This is a genomic window from Ligilactobacillus hayakitensis DSM 18933 = JCM 14209 (assembly GCF_000615845.1).
In the GTDB taxonomy this organism is placed as follows: Bacteria; Bacillota; Bacilli; order Lactobacillales; family Lactobacillaceae; genus Ligilactobacillus; species Ligilactobacillus hayakitensis.
Genome location: NZ_BAML01000009.1, coordinates 47,859 through 57,204 on the forward strand (window position 1 = coordinate 47,859; position 9,346 = coordinate 57,204).

26 protein-coding genes and 4 pseudogenes are annotated in these 9,346 nt (G+C 32.6%); 25 read left to right on the plus strand and 5 right to left on the minus strand.

Going from position 1 to position 9,346, the window contains the following annotated elements; genetic code table 11:
* Positions 1–246 precede the first annotated feature (246 nt).
* On the minus strand, positions 247–450 hold the full coding sequence (locus JCM14209_RS04045; protein WP_025022299.1) for a hypothetical protein: 204 nt from the start codon (positions 448–450) through the stop codon (positions 247–249).
* Position 451: 1 nt separating this feature from the next.
* The gene (locus JCM14209_RS04050; protein ID WP_025022300.1) at positions 452–739 is read right to left on the minus strand and encodes a hypothetical protein; all 288 of its coding nucleotides are present in this window, start codon (positions 737–739) and stop codon (positions 452–454) included.
* 170 nt (positions 740–909) lie between these two features.
* Here JCM14209_RS04050 and JCM14209_RS10485 point away from each other — a divergent pair, with 170 nt between their 5' ends.
* The 7 genes and pseudogenes from JCM14209_RS10485 (at position 910) to JCM14209_RS10380 (ending at position 2,806) form a co-directional block, all read left to right on the plus strand.
* Positions 910–1,113 (plus strand): polymorphic toxin type 50 domain-containing protein, encoded by a 204-nt coding sequence (locus JCM14209_RS10485; RefSeq protein ID WP_225349683.1) that lies wholly within the window; start codon positions 910–912, stop codon positions 1,111–1,113.
* On the plus strand, positions 1,110–1,319 hold the full coding sequence (locus tag JCM14209_RS04060) for a hypothetical protein (protein WP_025022302.1): 210 nt from the start codon (positions 1,110–1,112) through the stop codon (positions 1,317–1,319). Before JCM14209_RS10485 ends, JCM14209_RS04060 begins: the two co-directional genes overlap by 4 nt.
* A 421-nt stretch (positions 1,320–1,740) precedes the next feature.
* Positions 1,741–2,058, plus strand: a complete 318-nt coding sequence (locus tag JCM14209_RS04065) for a hypothetical protein (RefSeq protein ID WP_155830673.1) — start codon at positions 1,741–1,743, stop codon at positions 2,056–2,058.
* A complete protein-coding gene (locus tag JCM14209_RS04070) occupies positions 2,051–2,320 on the plus strand; it encodes a hypothetical protein (protein ID WP_025022304.1) in 270 nt (89 codons plus the stop codon). The genes JCM14209_RS04065 and JCM14209_RS04070 overlap by 8 nt, the downstream gene beginning before the upstream one ends.
* Before the next feature lie 57 nt (positions 2,321–2,377).
* Positions 2,378–2,455, plus strand: a pseudogene (locus tag JCM14209_RS10580) (hypothetical protein); the annotation flags it as partial.
* A complete protein-coding gene (locus JCM14209_RS04075; protein WP_025022305.1) occupies positions 2,455–2,679 on the plus strand; it encodes a hypothetical protein in 225 nt (74 codons plus the stop codon). The pseudogene JCM14209_RS10580 and the gene JCM14209_RS04075, both read left to right, overlap by 1 nt.
* A 1-nt stretch (position 2,680) precedes the next feature.
* Positions 2,681–2,806: a hypothetical protein gene (locus JCM14209_RS10380; RefSeq protein ID WP_263640350.1), complete on the plus strand. Its 126-nt coding sequence runs from the start codon at positions 2,681–2,683 to the stop codon at positions 2,804–2,806.
* 150 nt (positions 2,807–2,956) lie between these two features.
* Here the strand turns inward: JCM14209_RS10380 and JCM14209_RS10495 are convergent.
* Positions 2,957–3,037 (minus strand): annotated as a pseudogene (locus JCM14209_RS10495) (IS3 family transposase); the annotation flags it as partial.
* A 116-nt stretch (positions 3,038–3,153) separates the two neighbouring features.
* Positions 3,154–3,357, minus strand: a complete 204-nt coding sequence (locus JCM14209_RS04080; protein WP_035519894.1) for a CPCC family cysteine-rich protein — start codon at positions 3,355–3,357, stop codon at positions 3,154–3,156.
* Between the two features lie 309 nt (positions 3,358–3,666).
* On the opposite strand from JCM14209_RS04080, the gene JCM14209_RS10500 reads away from it, so the two are divergent.
* The 18 genes and pseudogenes from JCM14209_RS10500 (at position 3,667) to JCM14209_RS04155 (ending at position 9,013) form a co-directional block, all read left to right on the plus strand.
* Complete coding sequence (locus tag JCM14209_RS10500; RefSeq protein WP_025022307.1) at positions 3,667–3,885, plus strand: polymorphic toxin type 50 domain-containing protein; 219 nt, start codon at positions 3,667–3,669, stop codon at positions 3,883–3,885.
* Positions 3,882–4,100 (plus strand): hypothetical protein, encoded by a 219-nt coding sequence (locus JCM14209_RS04090; protein WP_025022308.1) that lies wholly within the window; start codon positions 3,882–3,884, stop codon positions 4,098–4,100. The genes JCM14209_RS10500 and JCM14209_RS04090 overlap by 4 nt, the downstream gene beginning before the upstream one ends.
* 147 nt (positions 4,101–4,247) lie before the next feature.
* Positions 4,248–4,436, plus strand: coding sequence for a YjcQ family protein (locus JCM14209_RS09870; RefSeq protein WP_025022309.1), 189 nt, complete (start codon positions 4,248–4,250; stop codon positions 4,434–4,436).
* Positions 4,437–4,460: 24 nt separating this feature from the next.
* Complete coding sequence (locus JCM14209_RS04100) at positions 4,461–4,664, plus strand: hypothetical protein (protein WP_155830674.1); 204 nt, start codon at positions 4,461–4,463, stop codon at positions 4,662–4,664.
* A 134-nt stretch (positions 4,665–4,798) separates the two neighbouring features.
* The gene (locus JCM14209_RS04105) at positions 4,799–5,008 is read left to right on the plus strand and encodes a hypothetical protein (protein ID WP_025022311.1); all 210 of its coding nucleotides are present in this window, start codon (positions 4,799–4,801) and stop codon (positions 5,006–5,008) included.
* A gap of 427 nt (positions 5,009–5,435) precedes the next feature.
* A complete protein-coding gene (locus JCM14209_RS04110) occupies positions 5,436–5,693 on the plus strand; it encodes a hypothetical protein (protein WP_155830675.1) in 258 nt (85 codons plus the stop codon).
* Positions 5,680–5,895 (plus strand): hypothetical protein, encoded by a 216-nt coding sequence (locus tag JCM14209_RS04115; RefSeq protein ID WP_025022313.1) that lies wholly within the window; start codon positions 5,680–5,682, stop codon positions 5,893–5,895. Before JCM14209_RS04110 ends, JCM14209_RS04115 begins: the two co-directional genes overlap by 14 nt.
* Complete coding sequence (locus tag JCM14209_RS10510) at positions 5,864–6,037, plus strand: YjcQ family protein (protein ID WP_081774056.1); 174 nt, start codon at positions 5,864–5,866, stop codon at positions 6,035–6,037. Before JCM14209_RS04115 ends, JCM14209_RS10510 begins: the two co-directional genes overlap by 32 nt.
* Positions 6,038–6,056: 19 nt before the next feature.
* Positions 6,057–6,185 (plus strand): annotated as a pseudogene (locus tag JCM14209_RS09880) (polymorphic toxin type 50 domain-containing protein); the annotation flags it as partial.
* Positions 6,186–6,191: 6 nt separating this feature from the next.
* The gene (locus JCM14209_RS04120; RefSeq protein ID WP_025022314.1) at positions 6,192–6,416 is read left to right on the plus strand and encodes a hypothetical protein; all 225 of its coding nucleotides are present in this window, start codon (positions 6,192–6,194) and stop codon (positions 6,414–6,416) included.
* 206 nt (positions 6,417–6,622) lie between these two features.
* A complete protein-coding gene (locus JCM14209_RS04125) occupies positions 6,623–6,808 on the plus strand; it encodes a hypothetical protein (protein WP_025022315.1) in 186 nt (61 codons plus the stop codon).
* Positions 6,809–7,211: 403 nt separating this feature from the next.
* Positions 7,212–7,469, plus strand: a complete 258-nt coding sequence (locus JCM14209_RS04130) for a hypothetical protein (protein WP_025022316.1) — start codon at positions 7,212–7,214, stop codon at positions 7,467–7,469.
* A 42-nt stretch (positions 7,470–7,511) separates the two neighbouring features.
* Positions 7,512–7,589 (plus strand): annotated as a pseudogene (locus JCM14209_RS10585) (hypothetical protein); the annotation flags it as partial.
* Positions 7,589–7,813, plus strand: a complete 225-nt coding sequence (locus JCM14209_RS04135; RefSeq protein ID WP_025022317.1) for a hypothetical protein — start codon at positions 7,589–7,591, stop codon at positions 7,811–7,813. The pseudogene JCM14209_RS10585 and the gene JCM14209_RS04135, both read left to right, overlap by 1 nt.
* Before the next feature lies 1 nt (position 7,814).
* Positions 7,815–8,006, plus strand: coding sequence for a hypothetical protein (locus JCM14209_RS04140; protein ID WP_025022318.1), 192 nt, complete (start codon positions 7,815–7,817; stop codon positions 8,004–8,006).
* Positions 7,970–8,245 carry a glycine reductase gene (locus JCM14209_RS04145; protein ID WP_225349681.1) on the plus strand — a complete coding sequence of 92 codons (276 nt, stop codon included), beginning with the start codon at positions 7,970–7,972 and terminating at the stop codon, positions 8,243–8,245. The genes JCM14209_RS04140 and JCM14209_RS04145 overlap by 37 nt, the downstream gene beginning before the upstream one ends.
* Positions 8,246–8,402: 157 nt before the next feature.
* On the plus strand, positions 8,403–8,678 hold the full coding sequence (locus JCM14209_RS10245; RefSeq protein WP_025022320.1) for a hypothetical protein: 276 nt from the start codon (positions 8,403–8,405) through the stop codon (positions 8,676–8,678).
* 2 nt (positions 8,679–8,680) lie between these two features.
* Entirely contained in the window at positions 8,681–9,013 is a 333-nt protein-coding gene (locus tag JCM14209_RS04155; protein WP_025022321.1) for a YjcQ family protein, read from the plus strand.
* An 87-nt stretch (positions 9,014–9,100) separates the two neighbouring features.
* On the opposite strand, the gene JCM14209_RS04160 is transcribed toward JCM14209_RS04155, so the two are convergent.
* Positions 9,101–9,346 (minus strand): ISL3 family transposase (locus JCM14209_RS04160; protein ID WP_025022322.1); only part of this gene is annotated, 246 nt, incomplete at its 5' end.

Sequence of the window (9,346 nt, forward strand, 5' to 3'; positions counted from 1 at the left end):
TTTTTTGTTTATTCTAAAATAAAGAGAGTCAGGGACAAGAAAAATCACTAAAGATGATTATGTATTTAGTGATGAAAAAGCAAAAGAATATGTGCCTTGGCTTGATAAATTATGGTTAAATCATATTGATAATAGTATTAATGAAATGGCGGAAGCAACATTCCAGGCTAGTTTTTCTTTTTCCTGTCCTAATTCTTTGGACATAGTAATTTCTCGTAAACAAAAAGCACCTACAACCGTAAGTGCTCATCCACAATTCACTGGAATCCAATCCGTTAATTTTAATGATTCTTCCCATAAACGATTATAGATATACTCTTCTTCTTCTTTAGTCCAAGGTTTCTCTCCTTTTGGTAATAATTCTGAAAAAGAATGAACTACATCTTTAACTGGTTCATCACTTCCCGTTAAACATTTAGTAATTACTTGTTCCATTAATACTTTACGCATGTCAAACCAAACCTTTCAAAGTCTTTATAGCTTTAAAATGCGCTTCTTCTATACCTAAATTATACGGTGCTTGCTTGTATTTTTCAATTGTCTTATCTAACAATGGTTTCTTAACACTATAGATGTAAATATTTCCATTATGACAGACAACTACACCAAATTTATATCCCCTAAATCCTGTTAAAGCTAGTACCGTATTAGGTTGAAAAATCATCTTTACTTCTTCTTTTTCAGAAACATCATAACTTACATCATCTTCGTTAAGCTCATAATCATCCCTTAACCTCAATGCGATATCTGCTTGTTCGAATAAGCTTGACGATAAAGATAACTTTGATAATGAACTGGATAATGTTGACGGCTTGGAAGATTATACAATTCAAACATTGGAAAATAAACATAGGTTACCGATATCATCAAAGGATGGAAAAAGTAGGTCCTTGTTTGATAGTGACATTAATGTCGAAGAGATTATATAATAAATATAAGGAAGTCGGAACGTTTGAAACGGATCGAAACGGAAATCTTAAACCCGTAGAAACTGTAAGTTTATCAGATAAAGTTGTAGGAATCGATAATAAAGGAAATGAATTAAAAGGATTTAAGATACATTTCAGTAAAACAGGCGTACATTTAGTCCCATGGAGGGATGATAAAAGATGAATTTAGAAAAATTTGATGAAAATAAGATAATTAATATTAAGTTTTACGATGGTCAAGAGATTAAGGGCAAACCATATGGGTATACTAGCGAACAAGATAATGATGAGGGAGCTTATCTATTGGTTATTCCGATTGAAGGAAAACTAAAAGGAAAATACGTTCAATGTATGGAAGATGAAGTTGTGAATGTTGAAGTGATTGAATAACTATGACAAGTTATGAAAGTAGTATCCACTAAGATACTCAAATACTTAAATGACTGTTACAAAACAGGGCAAGTTCCTAGGGTTAAATCGTTGAATGCTAAGTCATTACGAATTACAGGCAAGCGGTATGATGACATTTTGAAGTTGTAACCTAGCTTCGGGAGTAAAACAAATAAAGTTTGTTAACGAACATGGAGCATGTAAAAAGTGCATCCCACTTCAAGGGGGGTATCCACTAGATGAGTCTCCAAGAATTCCCAAGGACACACACCCTAATTGTCGTTGTCGGATTGAGTCGGAAGATGATGAAAAGAGCGACAGCACCAAAAGGAAAGCTTTTCTTGCGGGGACAGTATCTGCTAAATCGAATAAATCAGAGGATAACGATAACTCTGATGATGAACCGGATAATGTTGATGACTTGGAAGATTACACAATTCAAACATTGGAAAATATACATAGGATACCGACATCATCAAAGAAAGAAGACTATAGAAATGTTATTCTCAAAGTAAGAACAGATAACCAAATAGAAAAAATAAGAGTTTTTGATGAAAAAGGATATGTCAACAAAGACTATGATTTGACTGATCATGGGAACTCTAAATATCATAAAAATCCATATATTCATGATAGTAAGGTTGATTACAAGAGTGGTAAAATAATACATGGGAATGGTAGAGAGCCAACTGAGAAAGAATTAGAATTTATTAGAAAGGTGATGAAACAAGATGAATAAGTTAGATAAATTAAGTGATTTAATTGAGTCAATGGAAACTCAAATGGAGATTACATTTAATTGTGATAATGTTCCTTATTTCTTAGAACCGGACTATATAGATGATTTGAACATAAAAGGTTGGATTCTCAATAACAATAAAAGTTTTAGTAGACAAAAGATTGCCAGCATAAATCCTAAAGAGGTGCTACAGTTGGCATTGCTGGAAAATGGACAAAGTATCCTTTCTCAATGGGAAAAATTAGATATGAAAATTTATTGAACAATAGGTAAAATAACATGTCAAGTTACGAACAAGTGATCACTAAAATTTTGAAATACTTATTGGATTAAGATACATCATTCGAAGAAAAGAACTCATATTGTTCCGATTAACAGAGATAGGAGTGAACGCTAATGGATTTAAGGCCGTATTTCCACAAACATGTTATTGTAACTGATATTGATAATGTAACTTATAAAGCGTTTGTTGCAGTGGAGACTATTCCTGGAGATTCAGATGAAAATTGCTATGAGATTGATTTAGAGGGTGTGGTTAAGCATAAGGGAAGTTTATTTACTTTAACTGAACACGAAATTAAATCAATCAAGTTAGACCCCGAATATCATAAAGGTAACTAACATGACAAGTTACGAACAAGTAGCCACTAAAATCTTAAAATACTTAAATGACTGCTACGAAACAGGCCAAGTTCCTAGGGTTAAATCTCTGAATGCTAAGTCATTACGAATTACAGGCAAGCAGTAACCCTTCTTGCCTGGCATCTTTAGCCAATCATGATACAAATGTTCGTCCTGGGATTATCGAATTGTAGAGTATTTCCCCAAAGTTTCCTAAAAATATAATTAACCGCTAGAAATTATGCTACAAAAAAGTTAGACAAAAACAAAATATATTTTAAGTAGCTAAGACATGAGTTCGGAAATCAACCGGACTCATGTTTTTTGTTTTGTTCGAAATTCGGTCATTATTATACCGTTTGACTGTTTATTCCTTGCAGCTTTTAACGATGTCAGCATGTTTTGAACATAAAAAAAGCACCACAAATCTGTAAGTGCTAAATTTAAGGGATCAATCTTTGATTTCCTTTTATGCTAGTTGATTTCACGACCTTCAGCATAGGCTTTTTTAGCTTCTTCTAAAGTCATACAGTTAGGTCCGCCATCATGGTTTATAATCCCTGTATTTTGCCATCCGCAGTTGTCACAAATATCGTAATCCATAACTTCTTTACCGCAAACGGGACAATGTAACAAAGTATATCCATCAATTTTCCATGTCTTTTTTGAATTCTCCATAATAATACTCAACTCCTTCATCCGGCTTAAACATAGTAATTACCGTGTATGTTTCTGGATTACCTAAAACATAAGTTCCATTATTTAAATCAAATCTCACGCGTTTGTCTGATACCCCAACACATCACTGCTAGTGTCTAACTTTAAAAGGTTTGTAGCTATTTGTAAAAACTCTTCTTTCGTAGAAACGTTAAACTGAAAGCCGTGTTTTTTATAGTGACCTTTAAAAGATTTTTGACTAGGGAGCGTTGCTTGTTCCCATTCTAAATCCTCATCACCATTATAACCGTTTTTTCTTTGCTGTCATTAGTGCTACCTTCATCTTCTGATTTATACGAGCTAGCAGATACTGCTCCGCAAGAAAAACTTTCCTTTTGGAGTTATAGAAAAGGTTTTGGAAATAAAGAAACAGTACATGTTGACCCTATTATAGGGACAGATTATAATTCAGGTGAAGAGACAGGTTGGATTAAGATACATTATTCTAAAAAGAGAATCCACATAGTTTCTTATAAACCAAAGGGGTGATTTTAAATGGGTTTAAGACTTATTGGGGGAAGAATGTTGAAGTTATAGATGTTAATAATATTGTTTATAAAGGTTTCGTTAATGCAGTAACTATTCCAGGCGATTCTGAAGAAAACTGTTATGAAATAGATTTAAGAGGAACTAAACAATTTGGAAATAGATTATTGAATTTAATGGAATATGAAATTAAATCAATAGAATTAGTCCAGGAGTAATCCCATATCTAGTTATGCAAAAATAGCCACTAAAATTCTAAAGTACTTGAACGATTGTTACGAGAATGGTTTAGAGCCAAACATTGAATCGCTCAACGCTAATAAATCAGGCATCTCAGACAGACAGTATATTACCAGACACTAAAGATGTTGACTGAGAAATATATTAAAGGTATTGAGTTTCTAGGTGTAATACCACCAGAGATGAGTCAAATTAATCATCCTAGAAGTTGGTATATCACAAGTGAAGGTATTCAGTACTTAGAAGAAAATTCTTTGATAAGAAAGGCATACGATACGCTTAAAGGAGCTAAAGATTGGTTGCTGTTGATGTAGAACTCATAATGGGTGCTTTTCTTTTTGGAGGTAAAGATTATGAAGAAGTTAAATGAAACCAAAGAAAAAGAAAAACTAGCAGAACTTGGTGCTAGTTTAACAATTTGGTTATTAATTCTAGTAGGATTACTTATATTTACAAGTGGCTTTGTATGGTCTTTATTTAAATTGATCATGACAATCATGCTAATTTATGGTGTTCGTGATCTTTATATCGACTACATTTGAAACGGACAAAAATGGAAACTTACGAAATATAGAGCGAGTATATATTCGCCGTGTTGTTGGTATTGATAATATAGGAATGAATATACATTATAGTAAGACGGGATAGCATTTAGTACCTTGGATTGGAGGAAAAAATGGAACTAGAGAGATACCTAAAAAATAATTTAATTAGAATAACTTTTACAGATGGTGAAATGTTAATCGGAAGACCGTCCGATTTTATGCAAGAATGTGATGATGAAGATGGAGCAAACCTTGTTGTCATTCCAACTGAAGGAAAACTGAAAGGTAAATATGTATGTTGTTTTGAACATGAGGTTGTGAATGTTGAAGTGATTGAATAACTATGACAAGTTATGAAAGTAGTATCCACTAAGATACTCAAATACTTAAATGACTGTTACAAAACAGGGCAAGTTCCTAGGGTTAAATCTCTGAATGCTAAGTCATTACGAATTACAGGCAAGCGGTATGATGACATTTTGAAGTTGTAACCTAGCTTCGGGAGTAAAACAAATAAAGTTTGTTAACGAACCTGGATCATGTAAAAAGTGCATTCCACTTCAAGGAGTATATCTACTAGATGAGTTTGCAAGAATTTCCAAGGACACACACCCTAATTGTCGTTGTCGGAGAGTTCCGTCTGACTATGTTGATGATGAAGATATAAGGAGCAAGGCTTTATTAGCTGGGATGGTATCAGCTAACTCGAAATTCCAAACTAATGAGATAAAAAGTGCTCTAATAGGCTTCGAAACATCAGGTGGAATCATGATTAGCAATATATCCAAGCATCTAGTTGAACGGACAATACAAAGAGATAGAGACGTATCAACAATGATTGACGTATTAGTTAATCCGTTGGAAATTTCTCCTACTAGATTTACTGATGGCAAATCAAATAAAAGATATTGTGGTGCTATAACAATGGTTGTAATCAACCCAGATACAGGAAATGTTATAACAACGCACCCAACAAGAAGAAATATAAGAAAGAGACATGGGGTGTATCAAGATGAAGATAAGTGATTTTGCCACTGAGAGTGAGTTTGAAAAATTAAAATCATATATACCGCATTTAGAATACACAAAAGAATATGCTGATGATAAAATTGATATTTTAGATGAAAATCTCGATAAACTCGAAGAGGACCTCGGTTACACCGAAACCGAAGAAGGCACGTTTATTGGAGATATGATTGATAAGCTCCGGGATAATCCAAAATATTAACAAGACTAATGATACCTGGGTAAGTGATCCAATTAATTGGTGGATAACTCGATTAGGAATTGAGTATTTTAAAGAAAACAGTTTAATCACAAAAACATATAAGCAACGAAAGGAAATTAAAGATTGGTCTCCTTTAACCTAGCTTTGGGAGTAAAACAAATAAAGAAACTATTCAAGTTGACCGCATTATTGGATTAGATTATAATGTCAACAAAGAAAACGACTGGATAAAGATACACCATTCTAAAAAGAGAACGCACATTGTGCCTTATAAGTCTAAAGAGGAGTAGTTTATTATGAATTTAACAGGATATTGGGGGAAACATGTAAATATAATTGATATTGACGGAGAAGTGTATCAAGGATTTGTTCAAGCTGTAACTATTCCAGGTGATTCGGATGAAAATTGTTACGAAATTGATTTAGTAGGCACAAAACAGTATCCCGAAGGACCGTTTAATTTGACGGAACATGAAATCAAATCAATAGAGTTTGACTCTGAATATAACAAAGGTAACTAGTATGAAAGTTACGAACAAGTAGCCACTAAAATTTTGAAATACTTAAAAAGAAAAGGGCGATAATGGTTTTGGCGTACTTTATGAACAGAAGATAATGTTGTATGATAATGAAAAACCGTATAATTTATTTGTGTCAAATATTGTGCCAAAGGGTAAGGAAGATGTAACAAAACTAGTAACAGCATATATCAAGGAGCTATCTAAAGATGAAAGAAAGACAACCTAAGGAGTATGATGAGGTTCAGTTAATCGATGGAAAAATCGTCACTCTATTGGACAAATTAGATGATTCTCATTTTTTAGCAGATTATGGAAATAAAAATGAAGAATTAGAAAATTTAACGTTAAAAGGTAAACCAGTTTCTTTAGAGCAAATAAAGAAAATATTATAGATTATGACAACTTAGTTGGGGAGATCCGGTTAAACTTGAAGAAGATGATAATGATAATAGACGTAAGAAAACTTTGGTTGCTGGAATAGTATCATCTTCAAGGAATTAAAGAGTATAATAATCGTATACAAGCTACTAAGAATCCGAATAGTAAATTTTTGTGTTTAACCCCCAGTTATTTTATTATTTCAGAAAATTCATTGGATGATATAGTAAAGAAACATGCAGATGAGAAAAAAATCAGAGTTATTTTTATATAGATGCAGGTAAAATTATTGTAATAAGCATTAGTAAACAAGGTGTTGAGGAACCTACGAGATATATCAAAGTCCATATGGCTAAAAATAACCAATATCATGCAGTTCCAACAATATTACGATATAAATTAGAGTAGGTGAAAATATTGGAAATTACAATTTTTAGCAACGAAGATGTGGTTAGAGAGAAATTTCAAGGAAAGTGGGTTAATATTTCTTTTTTAGATAATAAATCCCCCTTTCGTGTATTTGTTGTTAGTGTAGATAATGATTACGAAGACGATAATTATGCTGGAAGTGCTATTTATTATAATAATAGCGGAGCTAATGATTACGCTGATGAAGCACTTCCTTTTTATCAAATCCAATCAATAGAATTAAGTTCAACGCAAAATGATAATTAAACATGACAATTTACGAACAAGTAGCCACTAAAATCTTGAAATACTTATTGGATTAAAATACATCATTCGAAGAAAAGAACTCATATTGTTCCGATTAACAGAGATAGGAGTGAACGCTAATGGATTTAAGGCCGTATTTCTACAAACATGTTATTGTAACTGATATTGATAATGTAACTTATAAAGGTTTTGTTGCGGTTGGGACTATTCCTGGAGATTCAGATGAAAACTGTTATGAAATCGATTTGGAAGGAACAAAACAATACCCCGAAGGACTGTTTACCTTGACTGAACACGAAATTAAATCAATCAAGTTAGATCCCGAATATCATAAAGGTAACTAGTATGGAAAGTTACGAACAAGTAGCCACTAAAATCTTAAAATACTTAAATGACTGCTACGAAACAGGCAAAGTTGCTAGGGTTAAATCGGTAGTTTCTGGAAATGATATAATCAAAAAAGGAGCTAAGATGAACGTCTTGAATAGAGGAATTATTGAATGGAAGAAAGAAACAAAAACAAAAAGTACAGAATAAATAGCGTTGAGTATGCTGGAACTATAACTAGCGGAATTATCAAAGGTAGTTATACGTTTTGGGAACAGGCATCTATCAAGGACTTCGTAGGTAAATGGGAATGCTTTGATTTCGATAAAACTGATGCATATGTTTATATAGATGACATCGAAAAAGAATTAGTTCCACCTGAATTAACGGACTCAGATAGAAAAAGATTCCTTGAATATATCAATAAATATATTGAAAAGATGAATTAAACATGTCAAGTTACGAACAAGTAGCCACTAAAATCTTAAAATACTTAAATGATTGCTACGAAACAGGCTAAGTTCCTAGGGCTAAATCGGTAGTTTCTGGAAATGATATAATCAAAAAAGGAGCTACGCTAAACGTTTTGAATAGGGGAGTTATTGAATGGAAGAAAAAAACAAAAACAAAAAGTACAGAATACATAGCGTTGATTATGAGTGGGCTTTGCATAGTGATGCCATCAATAATGATAGTTATACATATTGGGAAATTGAATCTATTGTTGATTTCATGACTGATTGGTACTGCTGTGATTTTGATAAAACTGATGCATATGATTATGTAGATGACATCGAAGAATTAGTGCCACCTGAATTAACGGACTCAGATAGAAAAAGATTCATTGAATATCTCAACAAATATATTGAAAAGATGAATTAAACATGTCAAGTTACGAACAAGTAGCCACTAAAATCTTGAAATATTTAAATGACTGCTACGAAACAGGCCAAGTTCCTAGGGTTAAATCTCTGAATGCTAAGTCATTACGAATTACAGGCAAGCAGTATGATGACACTTTGAAGATGTTATCTGAAGATAGCTTTATAGCTGGTATAGAGTTTTTTGATGGAGTATCCCCTAAATACAGTTCAGTAAATGATCCAAGTAATTGGCAGATAACTCGATTAGGAATTGAGTATTTTAAAGAAAATAGTTTAATCACAAAAACATATAAACAACTAAAGGAAATCAAAGATTGGTTACCTTTAACCTAGCACTTACGGTTGTAGGTGCTTTTTTTGGTTCTTTGTCAATTAATACTGATGAAGAAATCTAATTAAATATAGTCCAAAAAGTAATGGTTAAGTTGCTTGTAGAACAAGCTGCTTAGCCGTTATTTTTTTGCTCTTTTTTTCTTTGATGTTTAGTGTAGATGCTTGACTTGATAATAAAATACGTAAGCGAAAGTTTTTAAAACTTCTGAACCCAAACGCTACGCGTTTTAATACTTTAATTTTATTCATTTTTCCTTCAATTGGTCCGTTTGTATAGTTATAGGTTAATGTCAAAAGGATTTCTTCCTTATGTTTTCTCAATGTTCGATGAGT